This window comes from Micromonospora sp. NPDC001898, from assembly GCF_042891255.1.
Taxonomy (GTDB): Bacteria; Actinomycetota; Actinomycetes; order Mycobacteriales; family Micromonosporaceae; genus Micromonospora.
Map to the genome: position 1 here is coordinate 257,765 of NZ_JBIATC010000003.1, position 14,100 is coordinate 271,864.

The 14,100-nt window shown below is 72.4% G+C and carries 11 protein-coding genes; 6 read left to right on the plus strand and 5 right to left on the minus strand.

The window, feature by feature from the left end; all coding sequences use genetic code 11:
• The first annotated feature begins 192 nt into the window (after positions 1–192).
• On the plus strand, positions 193–2,466 hold the full coding sequence (locus ACFYZF_RS09050) for an ATP-binding cassette domain-containing protein (RefSeq protein WP_387017463.1): 2,274 nt from the start codon (positions 193–195) through the stop codon (positions 2,464–2,466).
• A 151-nt stretch (positions 2,467–2,617) separates the two neighbouring features.
• Here ACFYZF_RS09050 and ACFYZF_RS09055 read toward each other — a convergent pair whose 3' ends face one another.
• A complete protein-coding gene (locus ACFYZF_RS09055; RefSeq protein ID WP_387017465.1) occupies positions 2,618–3,217 on the minus strand; it encodes a hypothetical protein in 600 nt (199 codons plus the stop codon).
• A 454-nt stretch (positions 3,218–3,671) separates the two neighbouring features.
• On the opposite strand from ACFYZF_RS09055, the gene ACFYZF_RS09060 reads away from it, so the two are divergent.
• The 3 genes from ACFYZF_RS09060 (at position 3,672) to ACFYZF_RS09070 (ending at position 6,610) form a co-directional block, all read left to right on the plus strand.
• Positions 3,672–4,034 carry a hypothetical protein gene (locus tag ACFYZF_RS09060; protein ID WP_387017466.1) on the plus strand — a complete coding sequence of 121 codons (363 nt, stop codon included), beginning with the start codon at positions 3,672–3,674 and terminating at the stop codon, positions 4,032–4,034.
• Entirely contained in the window at positions 4,031–4,693 is a 663-nt protein-coding gene (locus ACFYZF_RS09065) for a nucleotidyl transferase AbiEii/AbiGii toxin family protein (protein WP_387017468.1), read from the plus strand. The genes ACFYZF_RS09060 and ACFYZF_RS09065 overlap by 4 nt, the downstream gene beginning before the upstream one ends.
• A 111-nt stretch (positions 4,694–4,804) precedes the next feature.
• Positions 4,805–6,610 (plus strand): bifunctional metallophosphatase/5'-nucleotidase, encoded by a 1,806-nt coding sequence (locus ACFYZF_RS09070; RefSeq protein ID WP_387017470.1) that lies wholly within the window; start codon positions 4,805–4,807, stop codon positions 6,608–6,610.
• Between the two features lie 349 nt (positions 6,611–6,959).
• Here the strand turns inward: ACFYZF_RS09070 and ACFYZF_RS09075 are convergent, their stop codons facing one another.
• A complete protein-coding gene (locus tag ACFYZF_RS09075) occupies positions 6,960–8,123 on the minus strand; it encodes a geranylgeranyl reductase family protein (RefSeq protein ID WP_387017472.1) in 1,164 nt (387 codons plus the stop codon).
• Positions 8,124–8,281: 158 nt separating this feature from the next.
• Here ACFYZF_RS09075 and ACFYZF_RS09080 point away from each other — a divergent pair, with 158 nt between their 5' ends.
• Together ACFYZF_RS09080 and ACFYZF_RS09085 are read left to right on the plus strand one after the other, a co-directional pair.
• Positions 8,282–8,518, plus strand: coding sequence for a hypothetical protein (locus ACFYZF_RS09080; RefSeq protein ID WP_350889386.1), 237 nt, complete (start codon positions 8,282–8,284; stop codon positions 8,516–8,518).
• A gap of 84 nt (positions 8,519–8,602) precedes the next feature.
• A complete protein-coding gene (locus ACFYZF_RS09085) occupies positions 8,603–10,084 on the plus strand; it encodes an MFS transporter (protein WP_387017474.1) in 1,482 nt (493 codons plus the stop codon).
• Positions 10,085–10,195: 111 nt separating this feature from the next.
• Here the strand turns inward: ACFYZF_RS09085 and ACFYZF_RS09090 are convergent, their stop codons facing one another.
• From ACFYZF_RS09090 to ACFYZF_RS09100, 3 genes are all read right to left on the minus strand, one after another.
• Positions 10,196–10,858 (minus strand): LPXTG cell wall anchor domain-containing protein, encoded by a 663-nt coding sequence (locus ACFYZF_RS09090; protein WP_387017476.1) that lies wholly within the window; start codon positions 10,856–10,858, stop codon positions 10,196–10,198.
• Positions 10,859–10,871: 13 nt separating this feature from the next.
• Positions 10,872–12,656, minus strand: coding sequence for a DUF4012 domain-containing protein (locus tag ACFYZF_RS09095; RefSeq protein WP_387017478.1), 1,785 nt, complete (start codon positions 12,654–12,656; stop codon positions 10,872–10,874).
• 88 nt (positions 12,657–12,744) lie between these two features.
• Positions 12,745–14,004: a glycosyltransferase family 4 protein gene (locus tag ACFYZF_RS09100; RefSeq protein ID WP_387017479.1), complete on the minus strand. Its 1,260-nt coding sequence runs from the start codon at positions 14,002–14,004 to the stop codon at positions 12,745–12,747.
• Positions 14,005–14,100: the final 96 nt, after the last annotated feature.

The following is a 14,100-nucleotide window of genomic DNA, read 5'->3' on the forward strand; positions in this document are numbered from 1 at the left end:
TGCCGCTCCGCCACGGCGGTCACCGTCCAGCTCGCGCGCTGTTTGAGACTTTTCCGCCCACTCCCGCTGTTGACCACGCCGCATTGCCGCGAAAGTTTCAACGCGAGGGTCAATGAGATGATTGAACCGGCCAGGCTCAGCACCAGCAACCGGGCAGGGTTCACCCTGCCCACGATCGCCCGAAGGGTTCGCATGCAGCAGCCGACTCGGACCGTCGCCGACAGCCACGACATGATCGAGGTAAGCGGTGCCCGGGAGAACAACCTCGCGTCCGTCTCCGTGGACATCCCCAAGCGACGCCTCACCGTCTTCACCGGGGTCTCCGGCTCCGGCAAGTCCTCGCTCGTCTTCGGCACCATCGCCGCCGAGTCGAAGCGGCTGATCAACGAGACCTACAGCGCCTTCCTCCAGTCGTTCATGCCCAGCCTGGCCCGGCCGGACGTCGACTCGCTGCGCAACCTCAGCGCCGCGATCATCGTCGATCAGGAGCGGATGGGGGCGAACTCGCGCTCCACGGTGGGGACCGCCACCGACGCGTACGCCATGCTGCGCATCGTGTTCAGCCGGCTCGGGCAGCCGCACGTCGGGGCGGCCGGGGCGTTCAGCTTCAACCTCCCCGAGGGGATGTGCCCCACCTGCGAGGGGATGGGCCGGGTCTCCGACCTCGACGTGCACGAACTCGTCGACGTCGAGCGGTCGCTCAACGACGGGGCGATCACGGTGCCGAACTTCGCGGTCGACTCCTGGTACTGGCAGTCCTTCGTCGCCTCGGGCCTGTTCGACCCCGACGCCAAGCTCCAGGACTACACGCCCGAGCAATGGCAGGACTTCCTCCACAAACCGGCCACCAAGCTGAAGGTCGGCGGCGGCAACCTCACGTACGAGGGCCTGGTCGTCAAGGTCCGCCGGCTGTACCTGAGCAAGGACAAGGAGCCGGCCCAGCCGCACATCAAGGCGTTCGTCGAGCGAGCCGTCACGTTCACCACCTGCGGCGACTGCGGCGGCGCCCGGCTCAACCAGGCCGCCCTGTCCTCCCGGATCGCCGACCGCAACATCGCCGAGTGCTCCGCGATGCAGATCAGCGACCTGGCCGCGTTCGTCCGGGCGGTCACCGACCCGTCCGTGGCGCCGCTGGTGGGCAACCTGCGCGACCTGCTGGACTCGCTCGTCGAGATCGGCCTGGGCTACCTCAGTCTCGACCGCGAGTCGGGCACCCTGTCCGGGGGCGAGGCGCAGCGGGTGAAGATGGTCCGCCACCTCGGCTCCAGCCTCACCGACGTCACGTACGTCTTCGACGAGCCGACGGTCGGGCTGCACCCGCACGACATCGCCCGGATGAACGGCCTGCTGCTGCGGCTGCGCGACAAGGGCAACACGGTGCTCGTCGTGGAGCACAAGCCGGAGACCATCGCGATCGCCGACCACGTGGTCGACCTCGGCCCCGGAGCCGGTCCGGACGGCGGCCGGGTCTGCTACACCGGCGACGTCGCCGGGCTACGCCGCTCCGACACCCTGACCGGCCGGCACCTCGACCACCGGGTCAGCCTGCGCGAGCAGGTCCGGCCACCCGCCGGGCAGTTGCCGATCCGCGGCGCCGACCTGCACAACCTGCGCGACGTCAGCGTCGACGTGCCGCTCGGGGTGCTGACGGTGGTGACCGGCGTCGCCGGCTCCGGCAAGAGCTCGCTGATCCACGGCTCGCTCCCCCGCCGCACCGGGGTGGTGGTCGTCGACCAGTCCCCGATCCGCGGGTCCCGGCGCAGCAACCCGGCCACCTACACCGGCCTGCTCGACCCGATCCGGGCCGCCTTCGCCAAGGCCAACGGGGTCAAGCCGGCCCTGTTCAGCGCCAACTCCGAGGGCGCCTGCCCGGCCTGCAAGGGCATCGGGGTGATCTACACGGACCTGGCCATGACGGCCGGGGTCGCCTCCAGGTGCGAGGAGTGCGAGGGCCGCCGGTTCACCCCGAAGGTGCTCACGTACACCCTGCGGGGGAAGAACATCAGCGAGGTCCTCGCCATGTCGGTGACCGAGGCCCGGGACTTCTTCCCCGGCGGGCCGGCCCGGTCGGTGCTGGACCGCCTCGCCGACGTGGGCCTGAGCTACCTCGGCCTCGGCCAGCCGCTGACCACCCTCTCCGGGGGCGAGCGGCAACGACTCAAGCTGGCCATCCACATGGGCGAGAAGGCACACACCTACGTGCTGGACGAGCCCACCACCGGCCTGCACCTGGCCGACGTCGACAACCTGCTGGCCCTGCTGGACCGCCTGGTGGACGCCGGCAACACCGTGGTGGTCATCGAGCACCACCAGGCGGTGATGGCGCACGCCGACTGGATCATCGACCTCGGCCCGGGCGCCGGCCACGACGGCGGCCGGGTCGTCTTCACCGGCACTCCCGCCGACCTCGTCGCGCACGGTGACACCCTGACCGCCACCCACCTGCGGGAGTACGTCGCCCAGTGAGGTCCGGGCCGGGTCCACCGCGCCCCCGGTGGGCTCGGCCCGTCGTCGACGTACGTACCGGCGAACGCATCGGCCGACGCCAGTGGCAGACGCCGCTGGCCGGGCCCCCTTGTCGGGGGCCCGGCCGGTTGGCTGTTCGGTGGTGCGGGTGTCAGCTGTTCCAGTGTTCGGTGACGAGGTCGGCGGCCTGCTGCTCCCACTGCGCGTACGCGTCGGGGTATGCGGACACCTGCACGGTCTGGGCGGCCTCGGTCAGGGGCATGTCCTGCCACCCGTCGACCTGCTTCAGACCCTTCAGGAACGCCAGGGTCGAGTATTCAGGATCGGTGATCTGCTCGGGGGTGCCCCAGCCGGAGGTGGGGCGCTGCTGGAACAGGCCCTGCGAGTCGTGGTCGTTACGGTCGCCCAGGTGACCCAGGTTCTCCAACTTCGACTCCTGCAAAGAGGTGCCGATCGAGATCACGGCGGCCCGCTCGTCCATACCGGCCTTCTTCGTCGCCGCCACGATCGCCTTCACGTTGGCGGTCTGCTCGTCGCCGAGCGCGATACGGGACTGCTCACCCTGCACGCCGTGCGGGATCAGCTTGGCCTTGTCCACTGCCGGCTTGTCGGCCTGCACGGCCACCGCGGCCGGCATGGCCGACTCGACGGTCCCAGTAGTGGTGGCGTGATTCAGCGGACCGGCGGCCAGACCACCAGCGAACGCCAGACCAGCGATACCGAGAACGCTCTTACGCATGATCGTGTTCATGGGGGGTGACTCCAATCGGGGGTCGACACACGCGCCCGCCCGGGGAAAGGACGGGGGGTGTGAGCACCACGTCGAGGCGCCCAACAGATCAAGAACAAGGGGGGAAGTCGTCCGGCGGCTCACCGCACCCGCAGGGGGGTGCTGATGGCGGCGGGACCATGTGTAACGACCGGCGGCCGACCCGCATTCCACCGGGGTTCGGCCGGCTCAGCCGCGGGGTGCGCTACTCGATCGTCCGCCATGTGTAACGACCCCGGGCCGGCCCATGTTCCACCGGACGGGTGTCACCGGTCACCCCGAACCGGACATTCGACTCAGACGGGCCACCACGGTCAGGCGCCGGCAGGACGGTCGACTCCTCGTACCGGACGCGCGGGCCGGCCGGGGACATATCGACCGAACGGGGGACGGGCACGAGCACCGCGCCGGCCGGACCAGGCGTTACCCTGGCACCATGCAGGGCGTAGCCTCCCCCACCTCGGCCGACGTGGCCTTCCTGGCCCGCCCGGGCCGCCCGGCCGTCGTCACCCCCACCCTGGCCGAGCTGACCGGCCCCACGCGTGGGGTCGTCGAGCTGCCCGTACGCCTGATGTGGAACCTGCACCGCACCTTCGACCTGGGCGACCCGGACGACCTGCTCTGGATGTACGAAAACGTGTTGCGCGAGACCACCCACGCGGACGACCTGCGGGAGCTGGTCAACGGTCACCTGCTGCGCCAGGTGTGGCCCATGCTCAACCTTCCCCGTGGGGTCCGCGCGGCGTGGGAGCACCGCCACGGGGCCCTGCGGGACGACCGGGTCCTCCGCACGGCGTGAACGACGCCGCACCGCCGGACGAGTTCTACCGCGAGGTCGCCCGGGTGGCCCTGTCGGTCGCCGGCCGCCACCGGTTCGTGCTCGGCGGCGGCGTCGCCTGGGCTGCGCACGGGCTGTTCTCCCGCCCCACCGAGGACGTGGACCTCTTCGCCGATGTCGAGGGGGCAGCCGCTGCGGCGGCGACCGGCGTGCGTACCGCCCTGGAGCGCGCCGGCTTCGAGGTGACCGACGCGGACCCGGGCAGTGACCTGGCCGAGCTGTTCGCCGGGTTCGACCGGGACATGAAGGACTTCGTGGTGAGCCGGGGGCCACGGCAGATCCGGCTGAGCCTGGCCCGGCTCGACCGGTACCGCAGCCCGGTGGTCATGGACCTCGGGCCGGTGATGGACATCCGCGACCTGGTGGCCAACAAGACGGCGGCGCTGGTCAACCGGCGGGAGGTCCGGGACTTCATCGACGTGGGGGCCGCCCTCGACCACTATTCGGTCGCGGAGCTGCTCGGCCTGGCCCGGCAGCTCGACCCGGCGCTGGAACCGGAGGACGTCCGGGACGCCGGCCGCTACCTGGACCGCCTGCCCGACCGACGCTTCGCCCGGTACGGCCTGGACGCGGCGCAGGTCGCGCGGCTGCGGGCCCGGCTGGCCGCCTGGCCCCGCTGACGTCCCCACCGGTTGTAAAGCATGTCGGCTCCTGTGGCGGGAGGGACAGCGGCTCGTTAGGGTGCGCAACGGCGCCCGCGAATTGCGCCCACCCCCATGGAAAGGCACCTCATGACCTCCTCCTCCGGCGCGTCGCGCCGCCAGGTGCTGGCCGTCGCCGCCGCCGCCGCGACCGCACCCCTGATCGCGGGCGCGCCCGCGCAGGCGGCCGGGTCCAAGGGCCCGAAGACCTGGGACCTGACGATCCTGGGCACCTCGGACACCCACGGCAACGTGTACAACTGGGACTACTACCGGGACGCCGAGTACGACGACAGCAAGCACAACGACGTCGGCGTCGCGAAGCTGGCCACCCTGGTCAACCAGATCCGGGCCGAGCGGCGGGGCAGGGCGACCCTGGTCCTCGACTCCGGCGACACCATCCAGGGCACGCCGCTGGCCACGTACTACGCCAAGCAGGAGCCGATCACCACCACCGGTGCGACGCACCCGATGGCCAACGCGATGAACATCCTGAAGTACGACGCGGTGACGCTGGGCAACCACGAGTTCAACTACGGCCTGCCCCTGCTGGCCAAGTGGATCACTCAGCTCGGGTTCCCGGCCCTCGCCGCGAACGCGGTCAACGAGGCGACCGGCAAGCCGGCGTACCTGCCGTACGTGATCAAGGAGGTCCGGCTCGGTGGGCACGGCGCGCCGAAGCTGAAGGTCGGCATCCTCGGCCTGACCAACCCGGGCGTGGCGATCTGGGACAAGTCCAACGTCGAGGGCAAGCTGGTCTTCGCCGACATGGTGGAGACCGCCGCCAGGTGGGTGCCGGTCATGCGGGCGCGCGGCGCCGACGTCGTCGTCGTCTCCGCGCACGGCGGCGACAGCGGCACCTCCAGCTACGGCCCGGAGCTGCCGAACGAGAACCCGTGCACGATGATCGCCGAGCGGGTCCCGGGCATCGACGCGATCCTGTTCGGCCACGCGCACAACGAGGTCGTCGAGAAGTTCGTGACGAACACGAGGACCGGCGTCCAGGTGCTGCTCTCCGAGCCGTCCAAGTGGGGCCAGCGGCTGACCCGGATGGACTTCACCCTCACCCGGGAGCGGGGCCGCTGGAAGGTGGCCACCAAGCACGCCACCATGCTGAACACCAACACGGTGGTCGAGGACCCGGCGGTGCTCGCGGCCGTGCGCGGCCAGCACAACAAGACCGTCGCGTACGTCAACACGGTGGTCGCCCAGTCGACCGTGGAGCTGTCGGCGGCCGATTCGCGGTACCAGGACACCCCGATCCTGGACTTCATCAACCACGTCCAGACCGAGGTCGTCACGGACGCGCTGGCCGGCACGGCGTACGCGGGGCTGCCGGTGCTGTCGATCGCGGCCCCGTTCAGCCGTACGGCGGTCTTCCCCGCCGGTGACGTGCGCATCCGCGACGTGGCCGGGCTGTACGTCTTCGACAACACCCTGGAGGCGGTGGTCCTCACCGGCGCCGAGGTGCGGGCCTACCTGGAGTACTCGGCGAAGTACTTCACCACCCTCGCAGTCGGCGCACCGGTCGACCCGGCGACGATCAGCGACCCGGCCGTCCCGGACTACAACTACGACGTCTTCTCGGGGCTGGACTACGACATCGACATCAGCAGGCCGGTCGGCCAGCGGATCACCCGCCTGGTCCTGCCCGGCACCGGCACCCCGGTCGCCGACGACGCGCAGTTCGTGGTCGCGGTGAACAACTACCGGCGCAGCGGCGGCGGCAACTTCCCGGGCATCGTGAAGACCCAGGTCTACAACGCACAGCAGGAGATCCGCCAGCTCCTCATCGACTGGGCGCAGGAGCGGGGCACCATCGACCCGGCCGACTTCTACGTGCCGAACTGGAAGCTGGTCCGCGAGGGCGAGCCGGTGGAGTTCCCGAGCGCCTGATCGGTTCGGACCGCGCGACAGCCCTCTTTTCCGTCCGTCCGAAAGGAGGGCTGTCGCCGGAAAGGTTCGGCATTTCTCGTCCGCCGGAAAGGTTCGGCATCTCTCGTCAAAGGGCTTACATAGCGGAGGGTTGCGTCCACGCTCCCACTCCATCGACAGCACAAACGGGGCAGCTCCATAGGTGCCGACGCAGGGCAGGCCGACCCGGCAAAGGCCGACCCGGCAGGGCCGATGGTGTCGGCGGCGAGCGCATCCCCTGGGGGCCTGCCAAGCCGGAGACCCTCACGACTTTGCCGGGGCCCTGGGTGAGTCGGCGTGCCGTTTCAGCCGGTGCCGGCAGCCCCGCCGCTCACCGGGACACGACTGGCGTCGAACGGACCTGGCGGGCCGGTGGGAGCCGGTCCAGCAGCGCCAGCGCCGCCCGCACCGGCACCCGGTTCAGCGTCTCGTCGAAGCTCGCCCGTCCCTGGCAGAACCGGACGAACATCCGCCACCCGGGCGGGGTGGCCAGCAGGGCGTGGAAGACGTCCGGCCGGCGGGCGAACACGTCCAGCAGCCGGTGCCCGGCCCGCATCGATCCGACCAGGTCCCGTTCCACGCCGCGCTGGTAGCCGTCCAGGTCGCCTTCGGCGACGGCCGCGCCGGCCAGCGCGCCGGAGCGCAGCGCGTAGCTGATCCCCTCCCGGCTCCACGGCTCCAGCAGGCCGGCCGCGTCCCCGGTCACCAGCACCCGGCCGTGGCGCAGCGGCGAGTCGTCCTCGCGGCAGCGGGTCAGGTGCCCGGAGTCGTGCTCCGGGGTCACCCCGGACAGGCCCAGCCGGTCGACGAAGTCACGCAGGTACTCCCGGGTCCGCTCCCCCGCGCCCCGTCCGGCGATCACCCCCACGGTCAACCTGTCCCCCTTGGGGAAGACCCACGCGTACGAGCCGGGGATCGGCCCCCAGTCCAGCAGCAGCCGGCCGCGCCACCGGAGCTGCTCCTCCTCGGGCACCGGCAGCTCCAGCTCCAACCCCAGGTCGACCTGCCGGTACCGGACGCCGACGTGCCGGGCGGTCACCCCGGAGGAGCCGTCCGCGCCGATCACCGTACGGGCGTGCACGGTGTCGCCGTCGGCGAGCCGCAGGCGTACCTGATCGGGGTCCTGCTCCAGGGCACGGACGGCGACCCGCTCGCGCACCTCGGCCCCGGCGGCGACCGCCGCGGCGCGCAACCGGTCGTCGAACTCGTCGCGGCGCACCATCGCGACGAGGGGCCCGTCGGCGTGCCGGCGGGTGAACTCGCGCCGCCCGTCCCGGGTGAACGTCACCCGGTCCACCCGGTCGTGCGCCGGCACGTCGATCCGGTCGCCGACCGCCGCGAGGGAGGTGCCGATCAGGCCGCCGCCGCAGGTCTTGTACCGGGGGTGCGCGGCCCGCTCGACGACCAGGGTGCGCAGCCCGGCGCGGGCCGCGACGTGGGCGGCGGAGAGCCCGGCGGGGCCGCCACCGACGACAGCGAGGTCCCAGATGATCACGGATGAAGCCTAGGGCACCGCCGGACGGAAAGCCGGGCGGCGCAGCGGGTACGGGCCGGCGGGAACCGCACGATCGGGCAGGCATCAACCGTGGGGCGGCGGGTAACCGTCCAGCGCAGTCCCGCCCCCTGCCGGGCGGTCACGTCGAGGAGGAAGTCATGCAGCAGGTACGGCTGTCGGATGTCGAGGAGCGGGTCTACCAGGCGGTGGCCGCGCTGGAGTCCCGTGGACAGGTTCCCTATCCCGACATGATCGCGCAGGAGTCGGGGTTGCCCCAGGACGAGATCCACGCGCCGCTGCACATGTTGACCGAGAAGAACCTCCTGCACCGGGAGGACTCACCGATGGCGGGGCTGGACTTCGGCCCGCGCTGGTGCGCCCGCCAGATGGCGTGAACCGGCGCGAGGCCCCGGATTGCCCCGCGTGGGCCCGGATAGCGATCATTGACACGTGATCGACGGCCGACGGGGGGCACCGCCATGAGCCCAGGACGGCCGGACCGACCGGGCCAGTCGGCGGATGCTGCCGACGGGGCCGACAACGTCGACAACCGACGGCGCTGGCAGGCCCTCGGGGTCGGCCTGGTCGCCGCCTTCATGACGCTGCTCGACGTGAGCATCGTCAACGTCGCCGTGCCGTCCATCGACCGGTCGCTCGGCGCGACCCCGAGCGACCTGCAATGGGTTCTGTCCGGGTACGCGCTCACCTTCGGCCTGGTGCTGGTGCCGGCCGGACGGTTCGGCGACGCCCGGGGCCGTCGCAACGCGTTCGTCCTGGGGATCGCCCTGTTCACGCTGACCAGCGCCCTGGCCGGGTTGGCCCGATCACCCGAGTGGCTGGTCGGTGCCCGGCTGCTGCAGGGCGCCGCCGCCGGAATCGTCAACCCGCAGGTCACCGGCATGATCCAGCAGTTGTTCCGGGGCCCGGAACGGGCCCGGCCGTTCGGCCTGCTCGGTGCCACGATCGGTATCTCCACCGCAGTCGGCCCGCTGCTCGGCGGGCTGCTGATCCAGGCGGGCGGCGAACAGCACGGCTGGCGGTGGGTCTTCTTCGTCAACGTACCGGTGGGGATCGTCGCGGTGCTGCTCGGCTGGCGGCTGCTGCCCGCCCGCCCGTCCGTCGGCGTGTCCCGGCACCGGCTCGACCCGGTCGGGGTGCTGCTGCTGGCCGTCGGCGTGCTGCTCCTGCTCCTGCCGCTGGTGCAGCGGGAACAGTGGCACAGCCCGTGGAAGTGGGCCCTGGTTCCCGCCGGCCTGGTCACGCTCGCCGGCTTCGGCCTCTGGGAGCGGTGGTACGCCCGGCACGAGACGCCGCTGTTCGACCTGCGACTGTTCAGGTTCCGCTCGTACACCCTCGGAGCCCTGATCGCGCTGGTCTACTTCGGTGGCTTCACCGCGATCTTCTTCATCTTCACCCTGTACCTCCAGAACGGTCTCGGCTACAGCGCGCTGATCGCCGGCCTGGCCATCACGCCGTTCGCCCTCGGCTCGGCCGCCGCGTCCGCGCTCGGCGGCCGGATCGTCAACCGGTACGGCCGCCCGCTGGTCGCCGTGGGCCTGCTCGCCGTGGTGCTCGGCCTCGGCGCGGTGGTGTTCGTGCTGCGCGGCGACCCGCACGGCTCGGTGCCCCTGCTCACGGCGGTACCGCTGCTGATCGCCGGGCTGGGCAGCGGCCTGGTCATCGCCCCGAACCAGACCCTCACCCTGTCCCAGGTTCCGGTGGGGCAGGCGGGCAGCGGCGCGGGAATGCTCCAGACCGGTCAGCGGATCGGCTCCGCTGCCGGCATCGCCGCCGTCGGCGCGGTCTTCTTCTCGTCCCTGGCGGACACCGGCGGGGACTGGTCGACGGCGTTCCGACACTCGCTGCTGCTTGCCGCCGGCATCATCGCGCTGGCCCTGATCGCAGCCCTGATCGACATCCACCGCAGCCGCCGGGCCCCCCAGCCCTCCACTCATCCCTGACCACCCCGGCCGAGGGCGAGGCTCCCCGTCGGCAGCGCGCGTGACACGGTGCCCGCCGGTGAACAACCCGGCGGGCACCGTGTCACGCGGTAGCCCGGGCAGTCAGGACGGTCAGCGCGTCGACCCCGTGCCGAAGCGGTTGCGGCGACGCCAGGCCAGCCCGGCGAGCGTCAGCACCACACCGACGCCGACCAGCCCGCCACCGACGGCCAGCGGCGTGCTGATGCTGTCACCGGTCACCGGCAGCCCTCCGTGCGGCTTGCGGGTCGGTGTCGGTGTGGGCCGCTCGCGTGGGAGCACGGTCAGGGTCGCGGTCGCCGTCCAGCCCGTGTCGGCACCGACGGATGTGAACGTGAGCCGCCCGGTGACGCTCGGCGTGTAGCGGGTGGAGTACTTGCCCGCCGCGTCGGCCTTCACCGTGAACCGCGACGGCGCCGCCGCCTGGTAGGCCACCGGGGCCATCGCGACGGTGCTGCCGTCGCTGCGGCGGGCCGGCGCCTGACCGGGCAGGCCGGCGGCGAGTGGCGTCGTCGACACGGCGTGCTCGGCGGACTCGTTCGGCCCGAACCCGGCACCGGTCAGGGTGACGGTCTGACCGAGGACGATCGTCGACGGGTTGGCCGTCAGCGCCGGGGGCTGCGGCGGGTACTGCGGCGGCTGTTGTGTGCCGGACGGCGACGGTGCCGGCTGCGGCTGTGCCGCCCCCGCCGCGGTCGGCGCGGCCACGACGGCAAGACCGACCGTGAGCGCCATGATGATGCGGGATAGCCGCATGATTGGTTCCCTCCTACTGGTCACAGTGTGGTGCGGACTTAACTTGGGTGGTCCATGGGGTGGCGGTGGGGGTGAGCCAGAGTTCGGCGTCTCCGCTGCCGGTCCTGCCGGTCAGCACGTCGACATCGAGGGTCCGGGTGACGCCGGGGCGTACCTCGACGTTGGCGATGACGACCTGTCGCCGCCGTTCGAGGCCGCTGCCGACCCGCAGGTCGACTCCGTCGAGCCGGCTGGCGAGCACCGCGCCGCCGGCCGGGCTGTAGACGGACACCAGGGTGCGGGCGGTGTAGGGGTCCCCGGCCAGGCCCAGGCCGAGGACGGAGGGGGACAGCCCACTGGCGGGCGCGGTCGAGTGGAGCGTGAAGCTCAGCCGTAGCTGCCGCCGGCCGTCGGGGCGGCAGTCCCCCACGGTCAGGGTCGCCGACGGCCGCAGGTAGTAGCCGAGCTTCGCGCCGCTGCCGTCGTTGAGGAACACGCCGACGGTGGGAACGTTCTCCTGCTCGGGCAGCGCCCCACCCAACCGGCTGCCGGCGATGACCCGCTGCTCGGCCGGGTGGGCGCTCCAGAACAGGATCCGCCGCTCGCCGATGGCGCGGTCCAGTGCGGACAGCAACGCCCGGGGGTCGACCTCCCGGGTGAAGAAGGTGCTGAACACCGCCGCCGCGGAGGCCGCGAAGAACTCGTCCTGCCTGGCCTGGTCCAGCCGCTGGTACGTGTCGGAGAGCAGGGTGTGCACCACCTTGTCGCTGACCAGGGTGGTGTTGCCCGGCACGGGCACCGGTCCGGTGGCCTTGAGCAGGTACGAGAGCACCACCGGGTCGACCGCGAGCACCCCGTCGACCGTGGTGCCGCTGCGCTTGCGGTACATCGCCCGGAAGAGCGCCGCAGCGGTCGGGAAGTGCGGGGTCAGGTTGACGTCCGCCGGATACGTGCCGACCAGATCGGTGTAGAGGTTGCGGACCTCGGTGCTCAGCTTCGCGGACAGGTCGAAGCGGCCCAGGCTGGCGACGGCGTCCTGTGCGCCCATCCGGAGCCGGCCGTTCTCTGCCTCGATCACCGCGTACGCGCCGAACATGCCGCCGGTGGCCCGCAGCTCCGCCGGGTTCTGCGACACCAGCAGGTAGCTGCGCGGCCCGTCCGCGCCGAGCAGGTTCGGCAGCAGGCGGGCGGCCTGGTCGGCGGCCCGGGTCAAGGCGGCCAGCCGGTCGGTCTCGGCCCGCAGGTCGGTCACGGCCTGTCGGACCGGGTCGACCAGTCCGGTGGTGGGCACGGCGGCGAGCCGGGCGTTGGTACGCCGGACGACCTCGTCGGTGCCGGTGAGCTGGGCCGAGACGGCCCGGAGCTGGCTGACGTCCAGCCGTCCCTTGCCTGGCAGCAGCGTGGACAGGTCGGTGCGCAGCAGGGCGGGGAACGCGTCCCGGGCGAGTTCGTCGACGGCCACCGCGATCTCGCGGACCGCGGCGAGGTCGTCCCCGGCGTACGGGGTGTGCCGCCCGACCGACCAGCCCGGATCGGCGGTGGCGTCGCGGGCTGCGGCGGCCTGCTCCTGGAGCGCGGCGAGGGTGCGTTGCGCCCGGTCGGCGTCGGCCCCGACCACCTCGGTGCTGAGCTGCCGCGCCAGCCCGGCGGCGTTGAGCAGGTGGGCCCGGGCCTGCCAGCCACGGAAGCCGACCCAGCCGCCGCCGACCGCGACGAGCGAGCCGACGATCAGGCCGGTGAGCAGGACGCGGCGTACCCGCGCCCTGGTACGCCGTCGGGATCTTCGCCGACGGCGGTGGGGCCGCACGGTTTCGCTCACACCTGCTCCCGTCGTGAAGCGGACAGAAATGATGATTCATCGTTTTCTAGCACGCATCGGGCAGGTTGCGTGGCAAAATCGCGCTTTTTCAGACGTCGAGTCCCGTTCGGGGGTTTCCTTCCGGTGGGTCCGAACCGCGATGCCGCCCGGCCACCTCGTACAGCAGCTCCTCCACGCGGTCCACCCCGCCGCGCGTGGACATGTCGCGCAGGTACGCCTCCCGGCCGCGCCGCCCCATCTCCAGCCGCGCCGGCGTCGGGATGGTGGCGGCCAGCCAGAACCGGTCGGCCAGGGTGGCCCAGTCCTCCGGCGGGCAGGACAGCCCGGCCCGGGCCCGTTCCACGATCTCCACGGTGTCTCCCCCGGCGGAGGCCACCACGGGCGAGGCGGAGCTGAACGCCGCCTGGAGCTTGCCGGGTACGCTCCCGCGCAGCTCCGGCAGGTCGCGCAGCATCACCAGCTGGTAGTCCGCGGCGGCGTACAGGTCGGACATCTCCAACGGCGACCGGCGCGCGACGAACCGGACGTTGCGGGCCCCCAACTCCTCGGCGAGCCCCCGTACCCGCCCCTCGTCGGGGCCCGAGCCGACCAGGACCAGGTCCATCGTGCCGCGCAGCGGGGCGGCGGCGCGGACCGCCGTCTCCAGGCCCTGCCGGGCGCCGATGGTGCCGGCGTACATCACCGCGCAGCGGCCGTCGCCCCGGACCAGCCGGCGGGCCTCCCGGGTCGGCTCGGCGGGGCGGAACAGCCGCTCGTCGGTCCAGTTGAGCACCACCCGCACCCGGTCGGCGTCGGCGCCACCGGCGACCACCAGGTCGCGCATGGCGGGGGCGGCGACCGCGACCAGGTCGGCGGAGCGGTAGAGCCGACGGGTGGCAGCGGCGAGCCGGGCCGCCCAGGGGCGTGCCGCCTCCGCCGGCCCGGGCAGCTCCGGGTGCACGTCCTGGACGTGCAGCAGCGTCGGGACCGCGCCCAGCAGGCGCCGCAGCCCGACGGCGGCGAAGGTCGTCGGCGGCAACTGGTGGACGTACAGGGCGTCGACGCCGGCGAGCTGCCCCCGGCCGATCGTCCCGGCGCTGGCGGCGAAGGACAGCCAGCTCGCCATCCTGGCGCGGACGGAGGCGTCCCCACCGGTCCACCGCGGCACCCGGCGCACGGTCAGCCGCTCGCTGCGGCTCTCGTAGCGCCACCGCTGCCGCCAGCCCGGATAGGCGTGGCCGCCCGGGTAGTCGGGAAAGCCGGTCAGCACGCGAACCTCGTGGCCGCGGGCGGCCAGCCCCTCGGCAAGGCTGCCGGGGATGAACGCCGGCTCCGGCGGGAAGTGGTACGCCAGGATGCCGATCCTCACCGGGCACCCCCACCCCGGAGGTCACCTTCCGGCGCGGCGTGGCCACCCTGCGTGGTTCCGCCTGCGTACGATGCCGGCAACGCGCTGCCCACGGGC